This is a genomic window from Exiguobacterium sp. s48 (genome assembly GCF_018617395.1).
In the GTDB taxonomy this organism is placed as follows: domain Bacteria; phylum Bacillota; class Bacilli; order Exiguobacteriales; family Exiguobacteriaceae; genus Exiguobacterium.
The window spans coordinates 138,933-160,311 of record NZ_JACSKC010000001.1; the positions used below are offsets into that span (position 1 = coordinate 138,933).

The window sequence follows — 21,379 nt, forward strand, 5'->3', positions numbered from 1 at the left end:
GGCTCATGAAAAAAAGCCCTCCACGAGGAGGACTTAAAAGACATACCAGAATACACAGACGAAGTGGGCAAAGCTTCCGAACAAGATGAACAAATGGAACACTTCATGGAAGCCCCATCCTCGCCAGTTGACGAATTTTGGTTTGAACCCATAAATGAGTCCGCCAATCGTATACATGACGCCCCCGAGGACGAGCCAGAAGATGCCGGCGTTGCCGATCACGTCATGGAGCGGTCCGATAAAGAAGACGGACAGCCAACCCATCCCGATATAGAGCGCAGTCGATAAGAAGCGCGGGGCATGGAACCAGACGAGTTTGAAAACGATGCCGAACAAAGCGAGTGCGTGTACCGTTCCGAAGAGGACCCACCGCGTCGGTCCTTCGAGCGCGAGTAGCGTGAGCGGTGCGTATGTACCCGCAATCAATGCGTAAATCATCGCATGGTCGATTCTCCGGAAGAAGGCGATGACGTTCGGTGAGGCGATGATGCTATGGTAAAGACCTGACGACAAGTAAAGAAAGACGAGGCTGATCCCGAATAGGATGGCGGCCATAATCGCAAGCGGCGAGCCAAGCAGTGATGCTTTGACGACCATGGCGATGAGCGCGATGAAAGCGAGTACCGCACCGGCGAGATGCGTCAGCGCGTTAATCGGTTCACGGAAAATCGAATGCATGTAAAACACTCCTTATCACATCATGTAGTATTGATAACTACATGATATACTGAAGAAGAACAAACAGCAAGGTGTACCTTTCGACAAATGAGAGTTTTCTTTATACTTGAGGGTGAGGTGAGACGGATGAAAGCGAAGAATATTACCGAAACGGAAGGGACGCTCCCGAGGGACGTATTGCCGACTGTCGATTTATACATGGACCAGGTCATCCAATTGTTCGAGCAGCACTATGGGAAGATGAAGCGAGACGAGGATGAGACGATTTTGACGAAGACGATGATCAACAATTACGCCAAGGGCAAGTTGTTTCATCCCGTCAAAAATAAAAAGTATACGAATGAACATCTGATGTTACTCAGTTTGATTTATGAGATGAAAGGTCTCTTGTCGATCAATGACATCAAAGAGACGCTACGTCCATTAAATGAGTCAGATGAGACGTTCTCACTTGAGGACTTTTATGAAGCGTATCAGGCACAAAAAGTGAAGAATTTAGAAGCGTTCGAAGCCCAGGCAGACACGCTTTTGAGCACATCGGTCGAAAAAGAGAATGGTATCCAGCGGTCGCTCGCCATTGCGTCTGCCGTACACATGAGCCACTTGTATCAACGATTGGCCGAACAGTTGATTGATGATAAATAAAACAACGCCACTGTAGACAAAGAGTCTATGGTGGCGTTGTTTTTTAGTTGTTGATGTATTTCTCGTAAACCGAACCGAAGTCTTTTCGGTTCCACTCATGATAGTGACGTTGTAGCCAATCGAACGTTTGCTCGTTCAATTCCTTGAACGTGTTCGGGACGTTCATGTCCCCTTCGCGGAGCCCACTTAATATCGACACCGAGTGCGTGAGCGACGTATTCGCATACTCCATCATACGACGACCTTCCCGCTGGATCTCTTCAATCGCGAGGAGTGCCTTATACAAATCTTTGACATGCTCGATTTGTTTCTTATTGATATCAATCGAGTACGCTTTGTCGCCGATTGAGAATTTGACTTCGACATCGAGGTCGACCGTACCCGCCGTCTCGAACATGACGTGCTTGATTGGATAATGTGAATACGGATAACGATAGAGAACGCGCTTCGAACTGATGGCGCTCGTTCCATCGAGGTGGATCATCGACAAGTTGGTGAAACAATACTCATCTGATTTTGACTTGATCAAAAAGTAAATCTTTTCATTGTCTTCGTGAAGGACGTAGTCATCCGCATCCGCCTTGTCGAAGTCGGATGGGTCGATCACCTCACCGATATCACTGAAGCCGGTCAAATCAGAAGCTAGTTTTTTGAACATGTCATTCACTCCTCAATAATGGATTTTATGCATCTCTTTCGGGTCGGAGCCGGTCCGCTCATCACGGTTGAGCGCATCGATGGCCGCCATCTCTTCATTCGTCAACGTAAAGTCGAATACCTGTATATTTTCTTTGATTCGACTTGGAGTGACCGATTTCGGGATGACCGCGACGCCGTTCTGTAAGTGCCAGCGCAAGATGACTTGGGCCGGTGACTTGCCATGAGCGTTCGCAATCTTGACGATGGTTTCATCTTCGAGCGCTTCGCGTCCTTTCATGAGTGGACTCCACGCTTGAATTTGGATGTCATATCGTTTGCAGAATGCAATCAATTCTTTTTGAGACAAATATGGATGGATCTCGACCTGGTTCACCGCTGGGACAATCGAGCACGATTGAATGATTTGTTCCAAATGCTCGATTTCAAAGTTCGAGATACCAATCGCTCGGACGCGTCCTTCTTCGTACAGTTGCTCGAGTGCCTTATACGTTTCGACGAATTTGCCAAAACGAGGCATCGGCCAGTGGATGAGGAACAAGTCGACGTACTCGAGTCCGAGCCGGTCAAGGCTGTCTTGAAACGCTTGGAGCGCCTCGTCGAATCCGTGAAACTCGTTCCAAAGCTTCGTCGTCACAAAAACGTCTTCCCGTGAGATACCTGCTTCCCGAAGCGCTTGTCCGACACTTTCTTCATTTTGATAAATCGCGGCCGTATCGATTAATCGATAATCCGCATCGAGCGCAGCTTTGACCGTATCGACCGTTACCGCGCCGTCTTCGACCTTATAGACACCGAGCCCGAGCATCGGCATCTTGACGTTATTGTTCAACGTCGTCCATTCCATAAAAAATCCCTCCCTCTCGTCTATAACGTTACCGAAGTTTTGGATGAAGGGAAAGGAAAAACTACAGGCGGATGCTCTCCCCATGCGACTTGATCACAATTTGGTCACGGTCGAGTTTTGCGGCCGCGACGAGACGGTGATATGGCTCCTCGACCGGCTCGTAGGAGAGGACGAACGTATCCCAATGCATCGGGAAGAAACGCTTCGCCCCGCTCTCTTTGTACATCATCCAAGCCTGTTCCGGAGTGCAGTGCGCCTCTTGGAACGAGTCCGGTTGATAGGCGCCGATGGGGAAGAAGGCGAGGTCGATCGGTTCACGGTCCGCGAGTCCTTTGAAGGAGTCGGTATACGCCGTGTCTCCTGCAAAGAGCATCCGGATCCCTTTGTATTTGAGCAAATACCCGTTATAGCCCATATGTTTGTCCCACGGGAAACGGTTGCCCCAATGTTTGACGGGAATGGCGCGGACATCGAGTCCGTTCGCAAGCGTCACTTTATCATGTGGATGTAGTTCGAGCGTCTGCAGACTTGGGTATCGTCGGAGCAGGCGACTCGTCCCAGGGGCAGAGACGACGATCGTCTCGCGAGTGATGAGTCGTTTCAAACTTTTATGGTCAAAGTGGTCCATATGGGCGTGGCTAAGTAGAATGACGTCGACCGGACCGACCTCCTCGATCGAGAGGGCGGGAGCCGTGTGACGTTTCATCCCAATCGTTAGCGGTCCGAGATGAACGCCGATTCGTTTTGAGAAGACGGGATCTGTCAAAATTTTGAGTCCATACCAATGGATGAGGACGGTCGAATGGCCAATCCACGTCGCTTGCACATGCGTCTCATCAATGGTTGTCAGTTCTGGACGTTCCGGCCATTTAAAACGCGGTCGAGGGAGTCGTCGTTTGAATCGTGTATAAAGAAACGTTCCGACACTCGCCAAGACGGCACTCGGAACGAGGATGCGTCGGCGCATCATGCATCACCTCACTGTTCGAATATACTGTCATCATAACGCGGAGGAGCACACATCGCATCCGCCTAAAGGTGTAGAAAAAATGGGAGATTGTGGGGCGCACGCTTGCGAATCCGCTTTCAATTTGATAAGGTGGCAGTAACTTAGGAAAGAGAGGTACACCGTGCGATGAAAAATACACGTTCACTCCAACGATGAGACGAATCATCACTGTTCGCTTGAACAGTCACGGGTGAAGTGTGTCCATTTTTCAAGTGCGGGAAGCTCTCGTTTCCTTTTTGAACGGATTCCTTCACACCACCGCTTTGAAGCGGATGGTGTTTTTTTGTTTCATCGCGTATCGGAAAAATGAGCGAGGTGAAACAGATGTTAGCAATGAAACAAGTCCGGTTTGATTACGACCGGAAACCATTATTTGAAGCGGTCTCTTTTGAGGTCGCGACTGGAGAACGCGCTGTATTATTTGGACTGAACGGGAGTGGGAAGACGACGCTCTTCCGACTCGTGACAGGGGAGTTGACCCCGCAAGACGGGACGATTGAATGTCAAGGTCAGGTCGGGCTCGTCCGACAGACCATCGAATCGCCAGACATGACCGTTCTCGAGTGGACGATGCGCAGTGATCTTGAACGATATGCGCTCTATGAAGATGTTTCTTCTGGTGACGAGATGCGTGTCATGCGGTCCTATGAACAGGCGCTCGCACTCGATGTGTATAACTTAGAGCAAGAGGCGACAAGAGCGTTGACGCAACTAGGTCTAGAAAAACAGCTCACTCGGAACATCAACGAGTTGAGTGGGGGCGAGAAGACGCGAACACAACTTTCGACACTGATGATGAAGCAGGTGGACCTTGTCCTGCTCGACGAACCGACGAACCATCTCGATCTCGAGTCGATCCACTGGCTCACGAAGTGGTTGAACCAGTTCAAGGGAACGGTGCTCATCATCTCCCACGACCGTCAACTGATGGACGACGTCGCGACGGTCATCCTCGAACTGTCGGATGGGGAGGTCACAAGATATCCGGGGAACTATACGGCGTATAAACAGCAAAAAGAAGAAGAACGTGTGCGTGACGAGCGGGCCCATGCCCGTTACGTGAGTCGTAAGGCAGAACTGCTCGACATGATTTCCCAGTACAAAGGCTGGCACTTGAAGGCGAAAGCGACAGCGAGTGTCCGCAGTCCGGGGGCGCAAAAAGGAGCGGCCAATCTCGCCGTCAAAATGAAGGCGAGGGAACAAAAGCTCAGACAGCTCGAAGACAATCGTCCGCAAAAGCCAAAAGAGGAGAAAACCATCTCCGTCCGTTTTGCGGCGGATGAGCTCGAAGCGAAGACGTGGTTGACGTGTGAGGATGTGACGTTTGGATACGAGAAGCCGTTCTATGACCCATTCTCTTTCTCAATAAATAAAGGAGAACGGATCTCGATTACCGGACCAAACGGGAGCGGAAAGACGACGTTATTGAACGTACTGATTGGTGAACGAGTGCCACATTCAGGCGTGATCAAGCGACATCCTCGTCTGAAGATCGGGTATTTCTCTCAAACGCTCGAGCGTCTCCCGGAGACGGGGACGTTACTTGAGGCGTTACTCGCCAATAGTGAGATCGGAGAAACGGAGGCGCGGACGTTGCTCGCTCATTTCTTGTTCCGACGAGATGAGGTGCATCGACCGATTGCCGAGGCGAGCATGGGAGAAAAGTGTCGAATCGCCTTTCTCATCTTGTATTTCTCGGATGCCCATCTGTTGGCATTAGATGAACCGACGAACTATTTGGATGTGGCGACGCGTGAACAAATCGAGGCGGCCATATCCGTCTATCCGGGTGGATTATTGTTGATTTCCCACGACCGCTACTTTCATCGTTTGACTTCGCGCACGATTGAATTAGGGGAACACATCATCATACGTGAGAACGATGATACCGGTAAGCCGGTCGATGTCGACCAAATGGTCCGAACGATGGACGAATTGACAAAAGATGAATTGAAATTTTTTGATGAAGCAGGAAACCTCCTACCATTTGACGAAACGAGTGAAATGAATCGAATCGAGTAGGAGTGAAGAACATGAATGGAGGAAGATTGTCGCGTGCGACGACGCGGAAGCGTAAACGCGTGTTCCGCATCACGACGGCATTGGCACTAGTGCTCGCCTTAGTCGGCATCATCGCGTTCGCGGCATTGATTGACAAGAAGCAAGAATCGGCGATGCCGGAATCGGATGAGATTGCCACGGAAATGGTCGACTCGGAGTCGGAACAACCCGTTGATGAGGAAACCGAATCCGCCGATATGATTTATATCGAACAACCGTATACGAAAGTATATGGGGATGATCGGGTCGCAGTCGTCTACGAAGCCGACCTCGGTGACCGGTTTAAACGACTGGAGACGGTGAGTGGTTTTGTCAAAGTTCAGTTGAACGAACGATTGACGGGATGGGTCACGGAGGAGAGTGTGACGACAGAGGCTACACAGTTGTCCGATGACGAGGTGATTGCCGCTTGGCAACAAGTCGTCCCGAATGCTTCGGAGACCGCCCTTGACTGGATTGGGAAAGACATCGAGTCCGTTCGTGCGGAACTTGGTAGTCCTTCTGCTGTTCAACGTGATCAAGTGAATGAGTATTATTTCTACGATGGCTTTTTCCTCATGGTACGAGACCAGAAAGTGCGAGCGATCGATTGGGACAATCAGGCATTCGCGACACCGGACGTACAAGCGACAAGCGATCAAACGACAGGGGTTTGGTTCGAGGGGAAGACGGTTCAATTGAAACTGTTCCCATACAGTGGCGTCATGCGTGTCCGTCTCGAACATAAATGACATGAAGCGGGAGAATCGTTCTCTCGCTTTTTTTATTAGCAAACATTCAAATGAACGTTTGAATGTTTGCGGAAAATGGAATAAGATAAAGAGTGGAAGGAGGAGTCAGTTATGGGACATCATCATGATCACGACCATCATCATCATCATTCTGCGAATCAACGAGCGCTTTTACTTGCATTCGTACTGATCGCAGCGTTCATGGTCGTCGAAGTGATCGGCGGACTATGGACGAACAGTTTAGCCCTTTTATCAGATGCGGGTCATATGCTTGGAGATGCGGCAGCCTTAGGGCTTAGTTTCCTTGCAGTTCGATTTGGGGCGAAAGCGGCGACGCCAAGTCGGACGTTCGGATATCGACGTTTTGAAATATTAGCAGCATTCATCAACGGGGTGACGCTTCTCGTCATCTCGATCTATATCCTATTTGAGGCGTATCAGCGACTAAGCGCACCGCCAGACATTTTGAGCGGTGGAATGCTCATCGTTGCCATCATCGGACTGCTCGTCAATATTTTAGCAGCTTGGATTTTAATGCGTGGCGAGAAAGATAATTTGAATGTGAAGAGTGCGTTACTCCATGTATTCGGAGATTTACTCGGGTCGGTCGGAGCCATCACGGCAGCGATCCTCATCATGTTGTTCGGTTGGACGTGGGCGGACCCTGTCGCGAGTGCGTTTGTCGCGATATTGATTTTAATCAGTGGCTATCGGGTGACACGCGATGCGATTCATATCTTGATGGAAGGGTCGCCGGAGCAAATTGACGTCCGGGCGATGCAAGAAGAGATAGCGGGCATCGAAGGGGTGAAGGAAGTTCACGATCTTCATGTCTGGTCCATCTCCTCGAGCGAGCATGCGGCGACATGTCATGTCTTGATCGATGAAGAGACGGATGACCAAGACATTTTGCGGCAAGTGACGGAACGGATTCGGAAATATGGAACGTTTGAGCGCTCGACGGTACAGGTCGAACGAGAGCGTCAATGCTGTGAAGAACGAATTATTTGGTAAATAAAACGGACACTTGCCTGAGTGTCCGTCAGCTTGTTGACTAACTTGAATCTTATCGCTCGCCTGTCCGGCGCCCACGCTTTCCTCAGGCAATCCCGGAGCCGCATCGCGACCTAGGTCGCTGCTGGGTCTCCGTCGGATTGCTTTCCTGTAGGAGTCGGGGCGCCGTCGGGCGAGCAACGCAAACGGTCGTCATCTGGCGGTCGTTTGTCTTCTTCCAAGGCCACGACGGCCGAAGAAAAAGCTCGGTATTTACTTTGACTCGATGTTTTAGGGGAAAGGGAAGGTAAACGCCGAGATCATCCTCCTCAGGCCGCTGTTCAACATCCGTTCCGTTCGTCAGACCGTGAAGGATGGATTGTGTCGACTTGTTGATCATCAGATCCGCCCCCTGTGTGTTCTTCTCACACCATTATATGGGATGAAGGACAAAAGGTGACCAAGAACGGGCAGGCGAGACTCCTGAGGGAATAGCAAGCAAAGGGAGACCCAGCAGTGACGCAGTCGCGATGCGGCTCCCTGCTTGCCCCTAGGAAAGCGAGCCATGTCCGGATTGGGCATAAGACCTATACTTTGTCTACAGTCTGACGGACACTCGCCTGAGTGTCCGTTATTTTCCGTTCACGTCAATGACGACAATCTCTGGTGGATTGTAGATACGTGGGATATTGAAACTATAGTTGAATCCACGGCCGATGATATGGGTGAACGTCTCGTGTTCATAAAGACCTCCCGCGTATTTCGGGAAAAATCCCTGGTCTGGTGCGAATAGGCCGTTCATCACATAGGGGATTCTAACTTGTCCGCCGTGAGCATGTCCTGATAAGACGAGATCGAACGGAAGCTCGGCATAAGTGTCAATTTTCTCAGCACGGTGGGACAGGAGGACTTTGAACGTGTCGTCTCTTTCAATGTCTTCCATCGCGACCGTCGACTCCGCATCCCAGTCCGTATAGATGCTTTCTCTAAATCCGCGAAGCGGGTCTTCTAATCCACCGATGACCAGTTCGATCCCATTGATCGTGACTGTTTCCCACTCATCTTCGAGCACGGTGACACCGTGTGAACGGAAGACTTCCTTCACGTTGTGACGGACATAATCGTCCGAACCATCGATTTCGTGATTGCCGGTTACGAAATACATGGGGGCGATGCCGGCGAGCCCTTCGATGAGATCAAATGCGGGATCAGGAGAACGGTAGCGGTCGAGTAAATCACCTGGCAAGGCGATCAGGTCAGGCTCCTGTGCGCGGACTTGGTCAATCAAAATGGACTGTTTATAGCCGTAGGAGGCACTGTGCAAGTCAGAAAGGAGTACGATGCGAAGCGATTCATTTGTTGCCAATTTTTCTGAGGTCACGTTGTACGTGCGGACGGTCAACCCGTTGTAGGTCGCCGTGAGCAACAAGATGCCGAGCATGGCAAAAAGAAGGGTTGATTTTCGGATCTTCATCTCACTTCGCCTCCTTTCATCTTGTGCCTCTATCTTACCTTGATGCATTCGAGGAATCAAAAAAATCCCGCTCTAGGAGGCGGGATTAAAAGATTACGCTGCTTTTGCTGTCAATTTGACGTCGATATTGCCGCGCGTCGCTTTTGAGTAAGGGCACACTTTGTGTGCTTCTTCGACAAGATGTTCTGCTGTCGCTTGGTCGACACCTTTGATCTCGACTTCAAGTTCGACTGAAATGAAGAAACCTTCATCGTTTTGGTTCAATGTGACGTGACCTGTGACGCTCGAACCGTCTGTCTTCACACGTTCTTTTCCGATGATGAGGTTGAGGGCACTACCGAAGCAAGCCGCATAGCCAGCTGCGAAAAGTTGTTCCGGGTTTGTCGCACCGTCGACGTGTTTCGCGCCAGGCATTGAGACGTTCATGTCGATGACGCCGTCAGTTGATTTCACGTGACCTTCGCGGCCACCGATTGCTGTTGCTGATGCTGTGAATAGTGATTTCATGATTGAATTCCTCCATTTCATTTTTAACAATTAAGTTGTGCACAATTTAAATTATAGAGCAGTCAAAAAGTTTCGCAAGTGATATGCTTGGCTAAAGAATAGTACGGAGGATTATGCATGGACCAATCGTTAAAGTTAGAACATCAAATTTGTTTTCAGTTGTATACCGCTTCAAAAGAGCTTACCCGGTTATATCGCCCAATTTTAGCACCGCTAAACCTGACGTACAGTCAATACCTTGTGATGCTCGTCTTATGGGAAGAGGACGGAATGGATTTGCGGCAACTCGGATCACGGTTGACGCTCGACTCCGGGACGTTGTCACCGCTCGTCAAACGGCTCATTCAAATCGGCTATGTAGAAAAAAGTCGCGCGACCGATGATGAACGAAAAATCGTCGTCCGATTGACAGAAAGCGGTAGCGCGTTGCGTGAGCAGGCGTTGGATGTGCCACGACAAGTAAGTGGTATGCTAAATATAGATGAAGCGACGTATATCGCATATATGGAGATGCTCACCGATATTAAGACGAGATTACACGATTTCGGGGAGCGTCAGCGCGAGCAGTAAGGAAGGAGGAGCCATGTTTCGAAAATTGATCATCCTCTTGATAGGGATTGGACTTTATATGGCTTGGCAATATGAGATGCCGAACGTGTCTGCCCCGACGAGCATTCAGGTTGAGTCTGAGGTGGCAACCGAACGGGCGACGGACGCACCGAAGTTTGCGAGTCAGTACGCCGGTCACGACTGGTATTTAGTCGAACGTGGCGGTGATCGCGGACTTGAACTGATTGACGAAGACGGCGCGAAAAAAGGATTTTATCAGTTCGAGACGGGAAGCACATATCGTGGTCTCGTACTGAATGAAACGACACGTGGTCAAGTCGAAGATATCGGCTTTGAGGCGGTGACTTCGTATAATAAAGGGCTGAATCGATATTTGATTCCAGACGACCCATCGTTTTCCGTTTTCGCGATTGATGGCCAGTACGTCACCTTCTTTTTTGATCAACATGATGATGATCTCTTGAAAGGGATTTTGTCGGTCGGTCGTCGCGTTGAAGAAGCGAGTGACGGCTATTATGGTGACCTCTCTAAGGAAGGGACGGTCGCCAATGAACAGTTGATGCGCATCCTCATGAACTGGGACCGCGAAAAGTTTGAATTGAATGCGTTAGCCGATTACGAACCACTCTACCCGGTCGTTCGGGCACATAGTCAGAACATGGCGGAGAACGACTTCTTCAGTCACACGAATCCTGAAGGACAAGACCCATTCGATCGAATGGATGAGGCGGGACTTTCGTACTCGATGGCCGGGGAGAACTTGGCGATGGGACAGATGAGTGTGTTCCATGCGCATTGGGGACTCATGAACTCGAAAGGGCACCGGGAGAATATTTTGCAACCTCGATTCACTCACGCGGCGGTCGGACTTGCCTACAATGATGAGAACAGTCCGTTTTACACGATTAATTTCATCACACCACAATAAAAGGATGACTCTCCGGAGCCATCCTTTTTTGATATTAGATGAGTTTTTTCACCGCATCTTCAATCTCAGCCGGTGTCGTCTGAGGTGAGAAACGTTCGATGACGTTCCCGTCGCGGTCGACCAAAAACTTTGTGAAGTTCCATTTGATCGCTTTCGACCCGAGAAGCCCAGGTGCTTCTTTTGAGAGATAGGTGAAGAGCGGATGCGCGTCCTTGCCGTTTACGTCGACTTTCGCGAACATCGGGAACGAGACCCCGTAATTCAGTTGACAGAACTCTTGAATTTCTTCATTGGAGCCCGGGTCCTGATGACCGAACTGGTTGCACGGGAAGCCTAGGATTTGTAGGCCTTGTCCCTTATAGGTGTTGTAAAGTGACTCAAGACCTTCAAGCTGTGGCGTGAACCCACATTTGCTCGCCGTGTTGACGATGAGTAAGACGTCGCCTTGATATGTAGCTAACGGTTGTAATTGTCCTTTCATGTCTAACGCTTCAAAATCATAAATCATGGTGATTCCCCCTTTTTCTGTAGTATACCAAGAGAAAGAGAGAGTCTCGACTTTGAACGCGTTGCGTGCAATCAAATTGTTATGAAATCATGATGTCGCTGTTACATCTTTCCGAAGAAAGAATCCGTATAATGAAAATCGTTGTAGAAAGGAACGGTGTTATGCGACTTTTAAAAAATGAATTTATATGGATCGGGCTTATTTTAATCGGACTCTTCTTATCGAGTGCGACGCCTTACTCGGACCAGTCCATCGTTTCGCCACTCGAGCGATTCAATTGGACCTGGATCGAACCGACCCTCGCAAACGTACAGTTCGACTACGCCGGAAAGGAAATCTCGCTCGATACGTTGGGGACGGCAGGGTTGATTGAGTTCTTCATGCGGAAGACAGCTCATGTCGTCACATTCCTCGTCCTCGGTGCATTATTCGTGAGAGCCATCTCGAGAACGAATCTTCATGCCGGGTTAAACCTGCTCTTCGCCTGGGCACTCGTGAACACGGTGGCAATCTTTGATGAGTATCATCAGAGTTTGACCCCTGAACGGACTGCTCTGTTAGAAGATGTCCTTTTGGATAGTACGGGTGCTGCGGCCGGTGTCGTTTTGATTGGTGGGTTCCTATTGCTTCGTTCGAAACGGAAAAATGGAAAACGGGCCGGTTATGTGGCACTAAGGTAGTCAAAAAAATGAATAGGTTACTATGTGAAAAGCGCTTTCTTCGAGTGCTTTTTTTCTTTTAAAAATTATTTTGTGACAATAAACCAAATAAAATATTATTTATACCCACGTTTTTTAAAGAATAAAACCTAAATTTGGTCAATGTCATACGAATGAAATATAAGTGTAAAATAACTTTTGGTTTAGATTGCTATAATGAGTCACAGAGCGAACGAAATGTCGCGACTTATCTTATTAAAAAACACATGAACGATTATAGATAAAAAATACACGGGAATCAGCGGAGGGAAGCACATTGGGTAACTTGAAGAAATTTGCAGCAACAGTCACTCTAGGCGCACTCTTGATCGGCGGAACGTCACCGACTTATGCGGCCTCACTTACAGAGAAGCAGAAGAAAGTACAAGAACAACGACAAAAGAATAGCAGCGAGCAGTCGAAAGCAAACTCTTCGATTCAATCACGTGAGCAAGCCATCAGCAAAGAGCAACAAGAGATCAACAAGTTAGATGCTGAACTCCAAGACGTCATCAACGATGTCGCTCAGAAGAAAGCTGAAATTCGTGCAACTGAAGAAAAAATCAAAAAGCTTCAAGCACAAATCAAAAAGTACGAAGCAAAAATGAAGAAGCAAGAAGAACTCATGAAAGACCGTATGGCGACGATGCAAAAGAACGGTGGCTCGTCAGTCAACTGGGCTGAGTTCATCTTTGGTTCGAAAGACTTCGGTGATTTGATCACACGTATGATTACTGCTGGTACGATTCAAGAGAACGACCAACAGATCTTTGAAGAATATGAAGCAACAAAAGATAAACTCGCGAAAGCGCAAGCTGAATTAAAAGCAGAACGCGATTCACTCGTGAAGCAAAAAGAAGAACTTGAGAAGCGCCAAAAAGAACTCGATCAAAAAATGAAAGAGCGTGCGGCGAAAATCAAGAAACTTGAAGCTGAAAAAGTGAAGTTTGAATCGAAACTCATGAGCTTGAAAGAGATGGAAGACACACTCAAAGCGCAAGAAAAAGCGATTCAATCTGAAATCGAAGCACAACGTCGTGCGGAAGAAGAAGCACGTCGTGCGGCTGCAGCAGCTGCGGCAGCGAAAAAACAACAAGGTTCAAGCTCGAACAGTGGTTCAGCTGCGACAGCGGCGCCTGTTTCATCTGCACCAGCAAGCGGTGGCATGTTCCAACGCCCTGCAAACGGACGTCTCTCACAAGGGTGGGGCCCAGCAAGCGGTGCGAACGGCTACTCGTTCCACAACGGTCTTGATATCGCAGGTCCAGTCGGTACACCGATCTATGCAGCACAAACAGGTACGGTCCTCCGTGCAGGTTGGGGTGGCGCTTACGGGAACCATGTCATGATTGCACACGTGATCAACGGGCAAGTATGGACGACGGTATACGCTCACATGAGCTCGGTATCCGTTTCTGCAGGTCAACGCGTGTCACAAGGACAAAACCTTGGCGGCATGGGTAGCACAGGGAACTCGACAGGTTCACACCTTCACTTCGAGATTCACCGTGGCGGCTATTCGTACTCTTCATCGAGCGCGGGAAGCACAGTTAACCCAGCATCATTCTTCTAAACACAAAAAAGTGATCGACGAACGCGTCGATCACTTTTTTGTTGCCCGATAGACGATGAACGTCAAAAGGGCGGCACCGATGACACTGAGCAAAAGCGTGTCGATATTCGGGTCATTCAGAATACTCTGTCCACCGACGATTAGCATATAAAGAAGGATTGCCACGCCGAGCGAAACCCAAATGAAACGGAATCTATTCATGAAAAATCGCCTCCACCTAATAGTATAGGGGAGGCGATTCATTTCATCTAGCAAGTCGGACCCAAGCAGATTCCATGATTTGTTGATAACCAACTTCTTGATAGATTTTATTCGATGTCGGATTCGTCAAGTCCGTATAGAGGACGCAGAACGCTTTCGTCTCGAGGATTTGACGACTAAGATCTGCGACTAAACTTCGCGCGTAACCTCTTCCACGCGCGCCAGGTGACGTATAGACGAACGAGACGGTGATTCCATTCTCGGTCGGACGAGCACGTTTCGCACATGAGACGACCTGACCGTCGACTTCCCAAAAGACGGCCTCTTCCCTGTCGAGCATCGCCTGTACGGCCTTTGTTACTTTCTCGGGTGGTGAAGAACGAAGACCCGACTCGGCTTCGAAGGCGCTGTACCATGCCTCAAGTTGTGCCTGGTCGGCTGTCGTCGCTTCACGCATATGACCGTTCGCCAACTCGATGTCTTCCACATGATCGAGTCGATAGAGCCCTTGTGACATGAACATCTCGCGCGACCCAGATGTGATCTCTTGCCACGCTTTCCCGAACCGTTCGGCTTGTGCACGTTCCGAGACGATTTCGGTGAAGGGAATCTCGTTTTCGAGAAGGTGTGGGATGATGAAAGATGGAAGCTCATCCTCCCGTTCTTGATTCACGACGATGTAGTGGAGCGGGTGTGGCGGTGTCACCTGCAGGATGGCGAGAAGTTCACCTTCTGCTTCGACGGTAAATTGCTGAAAGGTTTCATAGACGCCTTGTATCACGTTGTTCAACACGCCGATCATCAGACTGTTCTTCGCTTCTTCCTTCAACAATGCATCCATGACGCGATCTGAGAAGTGGTTCGGGTCTTTCCATTCAATCCATTCCATATGGTTCTCTCCTTTATAGTATGTAGATAAAAACGGACAAACCTGATGGCTTGCCCGTTTATGAGTCGTTCATTATGCGATCTCTTCTTGTTTCGACGCTGTGTTGTCGAGAAGTTTTGTGTTGTGTTTGAAGTAATGAATGATTTTCGCGATGGCGCCGTCACCTGTGACGTTTGTTGCTGTCCCGAAACTATCTTGCGCCAAGTAAAGGGCGATGACCAAACTTTGCATCGTCGCATCGAACCCGAGGATCGATCCGAACAACCCGAGTGATGCCATGACGGCCCCACCTGGTACACCTGGTGCTGCAATCATCGTCACCCCGAGTGCGAGGATGAATGGGAGCACGATGGCGTAAGACATCGGCATGCCGTTCAAGTACATGAGCGCGACACCGACCGACGTGAGTGTGATCGTCGACCCTGACAAGTGAATCGTTGCTGAGAGCGGGATGACGAAGTTCGCGACCCCCTCATCCGTGTTGTTCAACTTCGCTTGACGAAGTGTGACTGGAATTGTAGCAGCCGATGATTGCGTCCCGATGGCTGTGAAGTAAGCCGGCATCATCGTCTTGAGCAACTTGAACGGATTCTCTTTGTTGAGTCCACCTGCGATCGAATATTGAATCATGAGCATCGTCAAGTGAAGGACGATGATGGTAACAAAGACAAGCGAGAACACTGAAAGGATCTCAGCGACTTGTCCGGCGTACGTCATGTTCATGAAAATTCCGGCGATGTGGAATGGTAAGAGTGGAATGATAACTTTGCTGATCAATAGTTCAATGATATCGCGGAAATCCATGGCAAGGTCAAGTGACCGTTTGCTTTCGATTGCGGCAATCCCGATTCCGATAACGAAAGCCAAGATGAGTGCGGTCATGACACCGAATACCGGCGGAATATCAAATTCCATGAACCCTTTGAGGAGAGCTTCCTCAGGATTCTCGGCTTCTGTTGTCGACCGAGTCAAAATTTGTGGGAATAAGTTGCTCGTCGCAAAATATGCGAGCGTCCCTGCGACAATTGTCGAAATATAAGCGATAAGAGCGGTGAGTCCGACTAATTTTCCTGCTCCTTTTCCAAGTTCCCCGATTCCCGGGATGATAAAGGCAAGAATAATCAGTGGAATGGCGAAGCCTAAGAACTGCCCGAAGACCGTGTTGAACGTGACAAACGTCCGAACGATCCAGTTCTGGCTTTCTGGTACGATGCTCCCGAGTAATATCCCGAAAGCGATCGCGATGATGATGCGACCTAAGAGGCCAATGCGTAATTTCAAATCAATCATCCTTTCTGTTTGTTTGAATAGTTGATATTTTCGCACATTTCACAATATGATGCCACCATCTCTTTCAAATTTGTTGAAGAAAGACGTTTGACGACTTCATAGAAGGGTAATAGAAAATGTTGTACATATCAAGGGAAGGGGCTTCTCCTTTTCCTAATATAAAAACGATGTTATGATTAATGCTGACAGACGTAAAGGAGGGGTGCGCGTGCAGTTACAACGAACAACGATTCACATTGCGGGTCAAGACTATACGATCGTGAGCGAAGAACCCGCCGATCATGTGAGGGAAGTAGGCTTTTTGGTCGACAGTAAGATCCGCGAGATTCGTGAACAATCCCCTCATCTAGATGCTCGTCAGGCAGCGGTCTTGGCTGCGATTCAAATCGCGAGCGACCACGTCAAAACTAAACGAAATATGGGAGAATAAATCAATCCATGGTTACGCTACTTATACTGTTTTTCTTATTTATTGGAATCGTCAACGGTTTTCGTCGTGGCGCGATTCTACAGCTCGGCCATTGGGTCGCGCTTATCATCAGTTTTCTTGTCGCCAATACGTACTATAAAGAGTTAGCGGAAGCGTTTAAGCTGTGGATCCCGTATCCGTCTCAGCTAGACGGGACGCTGCCGGGTGGCGTGTTGGATCTCAACTCCCTGTCGGGGATTGAGATGACATTCTATAACGTCTTTTGGTTCGTCGTCTTGTTCCTCATCACGAAGCTCGTCTTGCATCTCATTTTGGCGATGCTCGACTTCTTGACGGACTTGCCAATTTTACGCCAATTAAAAGGTGTGATCGGTGCCGTTCTCGGGTTCCTTGAGGCGTACGTCATCACATTCTTCATCCTTTGGGTGATTGCGTTCGTGCCGATGGCGAGCGTACAAAACGCCGTCGACAACTCGTCGCTAGCGACATACATCATTCAAGACACGCCATATCTATCCGATTGGTTTTCAAATAAGATGTTGTGACACGACAGGCCGGAATGCAAGCTAGTGCTTGTGTCTCGGTCTTTTCTGTGTGAAGAGGGGGAAGCGAATGAATAAAGTAGAAGCAATGATGTTGCTCGAAAAAATCGCGCAATACATGGAAATCAAAGGGGAGAACCCGTTTAAAATCAATGCGTTTCGTAAGGCTGCGACAGCGCTCGAGAACACGGACCTTGAACTCGAGGACATCGATGACTTGACCTCGATTTCAGGAATCGGAAAGGGGACGGCGGCCGTCCTTGAGGAGTATCGAGACACAGGACGCAGTGAAGTACTTGAAGCGCTCCAAGAAGAGATTCCGTTCGGTCTGATGAAACTCTTGAAGATTCAAGGGCTCGGTGGGAAGAAGCTAGCTAAACTCCGTGAAGTCGGCGTCGTCGACTTGGAATCGCTCATCCGGGTGCTTGAAGACGGGACAGCGGCATCGCTCCCAGGCTTCGGTGCGAAAAGTGTGGAGAAATTGCTTGCCGCTGCGAAGAACCTTGAGTCACGTCCAGAACGATTAGCGTACGCAGTCATGCGACCGATTGTTGAAGAGATCAATGAGGTGTTAGAGAAGGAGACGCTCGTCTTGCGTCATTCGGTCGGTGGCAGTTTCCGCCGTGCCGAAGAGACATGTAAAGACCTCGATTTCATCATCGCGACCGAGGAGCCGATTGAACTGCGTGAGAAGCTACTCGCCTTGCCGTTCATCAACGAGGTGATTGCGGCAGGTGAGACGAAAGTCTCGCTCGTCCTCGAACGCGAGGAGATGGTGTCGGTCGACTTCCGTATGGTCGAGCCAGGCGCGTTCGCTGCGACGCTTCACCACTTCACTGGTTCAAAAGACCACAACGTCCGTATGCGCCAACTCGCGAAGGCGAAAGGGGAATCCATCTCCGAATACGGAGTCGAGACGGCAGATGGGTTGTGGCAACCAAAAACAGAAGAAGAATTGTTCGAACGGTACGGTCTCCCATTCATCCCGCCTGAACTTCGGGAGGGACATGCTGAGTTCGAGCACGACTTATCGAAACTCGTCACGCTCGAGGACATCAAGGCTGACGCACACATGCACACGGTCTGGTCGGACGGGAAGTTGACCGTCGATGAGATCGTCGTGGCGATGAAAGGGCGCGGCTATGAATGGATGGCCATCACGGACCACGGGAAGTATTTGACGTTCGTGAATGGCTTGACGGAGGAACGACTTGTGGAACAAGGGAAAGAAATCCAAGAAGCCGCGAAGACACACGACATGAACGTGTTGCGTGGCGTCGAGATGGATATCCGTCCTGACGGGACACTCGACTATGAACCAGAATTTTTAGAGACGCTCGACTATGTCGTCGCTTCCATCCATTCGAAGATGGACCAATCGGTCGACGAGATCATGGCACGTCTCGAGAACGCCTGCCGTTCCCCGTACGTCAACGTGATTGCCCATCCGACGGGTCGACTCATTGGTCGTCGGGATGGCTATCCGATCGACGAGGACAAGTTGATCGCACTCGCGAAAGAGACGGGGACGGCGCTCGAGTTGAACGCCAACCCGAACCGCCTCGACTTGACAGCCTCTACACTCAAGAAGGCGAAGGCAGCGGGCGTCAAAGTGATGATCAACACGGATACGCACCACCCAGATATGATGGAAGATATGGCACTCGGTGTGTTGCACGCCCGGAAAGCCTATCTCGAACCATCGGATATTATCAACTGCTTCACGTTTGAAGACGCCAAGGCGTTCTTTGCGGCGAAGCGATAGAAAGGAACATGCTAGATGGACCACGCGTTACGCGTATTAGAATATGAAAAATTGCGTCAACAGCTTGCCGGTCATGCGGCGAGCTCGCTCGGAAAAGATTTGGCGCTGAAGATGCAACCTGACTACTCATACGACCGGGTGCTCTCAAATTTGAATGTGACGAAAGAGGCGACTGAGGTCGTTCGTCTTCGTGACCGTCTGCCGCTCGGTGGGCTCACGGACGTCCGTGCGGAAGTGAAGCGGGCCGCCATCGGCTCGGTCCTCTCGACGAGCGAGTTGCTCGCCGTCGCTGCCGTCATGTATGGCGGTCGCCAAGTGAAGAACTTCTTTGAAAAGCTTCACGAGGACAACGAGGAGATTCGCATTCCACGCCTTGACGAGTATGCGGACAAGTTGACGAAGCTCATCGAGGTCGAGCAGGCGATTCGTCAGGCGATTGACGACCAAGGGATGGTCCAAGATTCGGCGAGCTCACAACTCCGTGGACTTCGGACACAGCTCCGTAGCTTTGAAGGCAGTGTCCGTTCACGCATCGATAACATTCTCCGCAACAATGCGAAGATGCTTTCAGACGCGATCGTCACGATTCGAAACGACCGCTATGTCGTGCCGGTCAAACAAGAGTATCGCCAGGCGTTCGGCGGGATCGTGCACGACCAGTCAGCTTCTGGCCAGACGCTCTTCATCGAGCCGCAAGCGATTGTTTCCATCAACAACGAGATTCAAGAAGTTCGCCTGAAGGAACGTGCTGAAATCGATCGGATTTTAAGTGCGCTCTCGAACGAGGTCGGTGGGGTGCATGATGCCATCATGACGAATATCGATGTATTAGCCGAACTCGACTTCATCTTTGCGAAAGTCGCTTACGGACAAGAGATGAAAGCGACCGAGCCGAAGTTGAACGACAATCGGGAAATCAAATTGAAGCAGGCACGTCATCCGTTCATCCCGAAAGATGAGGTCGTGCCGATCACGGTCGAGCTCGGGGAAGACTACACGTCACTCGTCATCACCGGACCAAACACCGGCGGGAAGACCGTCACGTTGAAGACGATCGGACTCCTTCAGTTAATGGTGCAGTCAGGTCTCTATGTACCGGCAGAATTCGGGACAGAGCTTTCCGTGTTTGACGCGGTCTATGCCGACATCGGGGATGAGCAATCAATCGAACAGAGTCTCTCGACGTTCAGCTCGCATATGACAAACATCGTCGGCATGCTCGACAAAATCGACTTCATGTCACTCGTCCTCTTCGATGAGCTCGGTGCCGGGACGGACCCGCAAGAAGGGGCCGCGCTCGCCATGGCCATCTTAGATGAAGTGAAACGCCGCGGGGCACGTGTCGCAGCGACGACGCATTACTCGGAACTGAAGGCGTATGCTTATAACCGCGAGGGTGTCATGAACGCCTCGATGGAGTTTGATATCGAATCGCTCAGCCCGACGTACCGTCTTTTAATCGGTGTACCGGGTCGCTCGAACGCCTTTGAGATCAGTCGTCGTCTCGGACTGTCTGAGCAAGTCATCGATAAGGCGCGTAGCCACGTTGGTAGTGACGCGGAGTCGGTCGAATCGATGATCAACGAACTTGAAGCAGCGAAACAACGTGCTGAACAGCTCGAACAGGAATTGATCGTCAAACGCCATGACTTCGAAGAAGAGCAGGCAGCGTTTGAAGCGAAGATGACCGAATTTGAGCGCGAACGCGACAACTTGTATAGCGCGGCCGAGGCGAAAGCCGAGAAGGCCGTCGAGCAGGCGAAGCGTCAGGCGAACGAAGTCATCGACCGCTTGAAGAAGCTACGTGAACAGGGAATCGTCAAAGAGCACGAGATTATCGCAGCGAAGAAAGAGCTCGAGTCGGCCAAACCGACGCTTCAAGAGAAAAAGATCCAAAAAGTGAAACAAAAAGCCCAGCAGAAACGTACGTTCAGTAAGGGCGAAGAAGTGAAAGTGACGACGTTCAACCAAAAAGGCTACATCGTGAAACAAATCAACGACAATGAGTACAACGTCCAAGTCGGCATCATGAAAGTGAACGTCAAAGCGGACGACCTTCAGAAGATCGGTCCATCGAAAGAGAAGCCGCTTCAATCGAAAGGAAGCTCGCTCAAACGACAGAGCTCGACGAAGTCCGAGCTCGACCTTCGTGGCGTCCGTGTCGAGGAAGGGCTCATGCGTCTAGATAAGTATATCGATGAAGCGCTCGTGTCGGGCTATGATAACGTCCGCATCATCCACGGTTTAGGTACCGGGGCGATGCGTCAGGCGACACAAGAATTTTTAAAAGGACATCGTCACGTGAAGAGCCAGCGCCCGGGAGGAATGGGCGAGGGTGGACTCGGAGTCACGGTCGTCGAACTAAAGTAAAGGGAGTCGGGGA

The 21,379-nt window shown here is 50.0% G+C and carries 22 protein-coding genes; 12 read left to right on the forward strand and 10 right to left on the reverse strand.

Annotated features, from left to right (window positions below):
• Window positions 1-33: 33 nt before the first annotated feature.
• Window positions 34-678, reverse strand: a complete 645-nt coding sequence (trhA, locus tag KNO66_RS00715; RefSeq protein ID WP_214739503.1) for a PAQR family membrane homeostasis protein TrhA — start codon at window positions 676-678, stop codon at window positions 34-36.
• A gap of 126 nt (window positions 679-804) precedes the next feature.
• Here trhA and KNO66_RS00720 point away from each other — a divergent pair, with 126 nt between their 5' ends.
• Window positions 805-1,323: a DUF1836 domain-containing protein gene (locus tag KNO66_RS00720; RefSeq protein ID WP_214739505.1), complete on the forward strand. Its 519-nt coding sequence runs from the start codon at window positions 805-807 to the stop codon at window positions 1,321-1,323.
• 43 nt (window positions 1,324-1,366) lie between these two features.
• Here the strand turns inward: KNO66_RS00720 and KNO66_RS00725 are convergent, their stop codons facing one another.
• From KNO66_RS00725 to KNO66_RS00735, 3 genes are all read right to left on the reverse strand, one after another.
• Window positions 1,367-1,981 carry a PH domain-containing protein gene (locus tag KNO66_RS00725; protein ID WP_214739506.1) on the reverse strand — a complete coding sequence of 205 codons (615 nt, stop codon included), beginning with the start codon at window positions 1,979-1,981 and terminating at the stop codon, window positions 1,367-1,369.
• Window positions 1,982-1,993: 12 nt separating this feature from the next.
• Window positions 1,994-2,827, reverse strand: a complete 834-nt coding sequence (locus KNO66_RS00730) for an aldo/keto reductase (RefSeq protein WP_214739508.1) — start codon at window positions 2,825-2,827, stop codon at window positions 1,994-1,996.
• A 61-nt stretch (window positions 2,828-2,888) separates the two neighbouring features.
• Window positions 2,889-3,794: an MBL fold metallo-hydrolase gene (locus tag KNO66_RS00735; protein WP_251128035.1), complete on the reverse strand. Its 906-nt coding sequence runs from the start codon at window positions 3,792-3,794 to the stop codon at window positions 2,889-2,891.
• Between the two features lie 366 nt (window positions 3,795-4,160).
• On the opposite strand from KNO66_RS00735, the gene abc-f reads away from it, so the two are divergent.
• The 3 genes from abc-f (at window position 4,161) to KNO66_RS00750 (ending at window position 7,642) form a co-directional block, all read left to right on the forward strand.
• The gene (abc-f, locus tag KNO66_RS00740; RefSeq protein ID WP_214739512.1) at window positions 4,161-5,858 is read left to right on the forward strand and encodes a ribosomal protection-like ABC-F family protein; all 1,698 of its coding nucleotides are present in this window, start codon (window positions 4,161-4,163) and stop codon (window positions 5,856-5,858) included.
• Between the two features lie 11 nt (window positions 5,859-5,869).
• On the forward strand, window positions 5,870-6,628 hold the full coding sequence (locus tag KNO66_RS00745) for a hypothetical protein (protein WP_214739514.1): 759 nt from the start codon (window positions 5,870-5,872) through the stop codon (window positions 6,626-6,628).
• A 111-nt stretch (window positions 6,629-6,739) separates the two neighbouring features.
• Window positions 6,740-7,642, forward strand: a complete 903-nt coding sequence (locus tag KNO66_RS00750; protein ID WP_214739516.1) for a cation diffusion facilitator family transporter — start codon at window positions 6,740-6,742, stop codon at window positions 7,640-7,642.
• Between the two features lie 610 nt (window positions 7,643-8,252).
• Here the strand turns inward: KNO66_RS00750 and KNO66_RS00755 are convergent.
• Both KNO66_RS00755 and KNO66_RS00760 read right to left on the reverse strand, forming a co-directional pair.
• Window positions 8,253-9,095, reverse strand: coding sequence for a metallophosphoesterase (locus KNO66_RS00755; protein WP_214739518.1), 843 nt, complete (start codon window positions 9,093-9,095; stop codon window positions 8,253-8,255).
• Window positions 9,096-9,188: 93 nt separating this feature from the next.
• The gene (locus KNO66_RS00760; RefSeq protein WP_214739520.1) at window positions 9,189-9,602 is read right to left on the reverse strand and encodes an organic hydroperoxide resistance protein; all 414 of its coding nucleotides are present in this window, start codon (window positions 9,600-9,602) and stop codon (window positions 9,189-9,191) included.
• Window positions 9,603-9,719: 117 nt separating this feature from the next.
• Between KNO66_RS00760 and KNO66_RS00765 the strand changes: the two genes are divergently transcribed.
• Both KNO66_RS00765 and KNO66_RS00770 read left to right on the forward strand, forming a co-directional pair.
• Window positions 9,720-10,172, forward strand: coding sequence for a MarR family winged helix-turn-helix transcriptional regulator (locus KNO66_RS00765; RefSeq protein WP_214739522.1), 453 nt, complete (start codon window positions 9,720-9,722; stop codon window positions 10,170-10,172).
• Window positions 10,173-10,185: 13 nt separating this feature from the next.
• Window positions 10,186-11,100 carry a CAP domain-containing protein gene (locus tag KNO66_RS00770; RefSeq protein ID WP_214739524.1) on the forward strand — a complete coding sequence of 305 codons (915 nt, stop codon included), beginning with the start codon at window positions 10,186-10,188 and terminating at the stop codon, window positions 11,098-11,100.
• Window positions 11,101-11,134: 34 nt separating this feature from the next.
• Here KNO66_RS00770 and KNO66_RS00775 read toward each other — a convergent pair whose 3' ends face one another.
• Window positions 11,135-11,608: a glutathione peroxidase gene (locus KNO66_RS00775; RefSeq protein ID WP_214739526.1), complete on the reverse strand. Its 474-nt coding sequence runs from the start codon at window positions 11,606-11,608 to the stop codon at window positions 11,135-11,137.
• Window positions 11,609-11,769: 161 nt separating this feature from the next.
• Here KNO66_RS00775 and KNO66_RS00780 point away from each other — a divergent pair, with 161 nt between their 5' ends.
• Both KNO66_RS00780 and KNO66_RS00785 read left to right on the forward strand, forming a co-directional pair.
• Window positions 11,770-12,288, forward strand: coding sequence for a VanZ family protein (locus tag KNO66_RS00780; protein WP_214739528.1), 519 nt, complete (start codon window positions 11,770-11,772; stop codon window positions 12,286-12,288).
• 304 nt (window positions 12,289-12,592) lie between these two features.
• Window positions 12,593-13,879 carry a murein hydrolase activator EnvC family protein gene (locus KNO66_RS00785; RefSeq protein ID WP_353048527.1) on the forward strand — a complete coding sequence of 429 codons (1,287 nt, stop codon included), beginning with the start codon at window positions 12,593-12,595 and terminating at the stop codon, window positions 13,877-13,879.
• Between the two features lie 30 nt (window positions 13,880-13,909).
• Here KNO66_RS00785 and KNO66_RS00790 read toward each other — a convergent pair whose 3' ends face one another.
• The 3 genes from KNO66_RS00790 to KNO66_RS00800 all read right to left on the reverse strand — a co-directional run bounded on the left by KNO66_RS00790 (window position 13,910) and on the right by KNO66_RS00800 (window position 16,259).
• Complete coding sequence (locus tag KNO66_RS00790) at window positions 13,910-14,080, reverse strand: hypothetical protein (protein ID WP_214739532.1); 171 nt, start codon at window positions 14,078-14,080, stop codon at window positions 13,910-13,912.
• A 43-nt stretch (window positions 14,081-14,123) separates the two neighbouring features.
• Window positions 14,124-14,969 (reverse strand): GNAT family N-acetyltransferase, encoded by an 846-nt coding sequence (locus tag KNO66_RS00795; protein ID WP_214739534.1) that lies wholly within the window; start codon window positions 14,967-14,969, stop codon window positions 14,124-14,126.
• A gap of 72 nt (window positions 14,970-15,041) precedes the next feature.
• Window positions 15,042-16,259, reverse strand: coding sequence for a dicarboxylate/amino acid:cation symporter (locus KNO66_RS00800; protein ID WP_214742345.1), 1,218 nt, complete (start codon window positions 16,257-16,259; stop codon window positions 15,042-15,044).
• 208 nt (window positions 16,260-16,467) lie between these two features.
• On the opposite strand from KNO66_RS00800, the gene zapA reads away from it, so the two are divergent.
• The 4 genes from zapA (at window position 16,468) to KNO66_RS00820 (ending at window position 21,366) form a co-directional block, all read left to right on the forward strand.
• Window positions 16,468-16,689 carry a cell division protein ZapA gene (gene zapA, locus KNO66_RS00805; protein ID WP_015881047.1) on the forward strand — a complete coding sequence of 74 codons (222 nt, stop codon included), beginning with the start codon at window positions 16,468-16,470 and terminating at the stop codon, window positions 16,687-16,689.
• An 8-nt stretch (window positions 16,690-16,697) separates the two neighbouring features.
• Window positions 16,698-17,234 carry a CvpA family protein gene (locus tag KNO66_RS00810; protein ID WP_214739536.1) on the forward strand — a complete coding sequence of 179 codons (537 nt, stop codon included), beginning with the start codon at window positions 16,698-16,700 and terminating at the stop codon, window positions 17,232-17,234.
• A 67-nt stretch (window positions 17,235-17,301) separates the two neighbouring features.
• Window positions 17,302-18,996 (forward strand): DNA polymerase/3'-5' exonuclease PolX, encoded by a 1,695-nt coding sequence (gene polX, locus KNO66_RS00815; protein ID WP_214739538.1) that lies wholly within the window; start codon window positions 17,302-17,304, stop codon window positions 18,994-18,996.
• A 15-nt stretch (window positions 18,997-19,011) separates the two neighbouring features.
• A complete protein-coding gene (locus KNO66_RS00820; RefSeq protein WP_214739540.1) occupies window positions 19,012-21,366 on the forward strand; it encodes an endonuclease MutS2 in 2,355 nt (784 codons plus the stop codon).
• Window positions 21,367-21,379 lie beyond the last annotated feature (13 nt).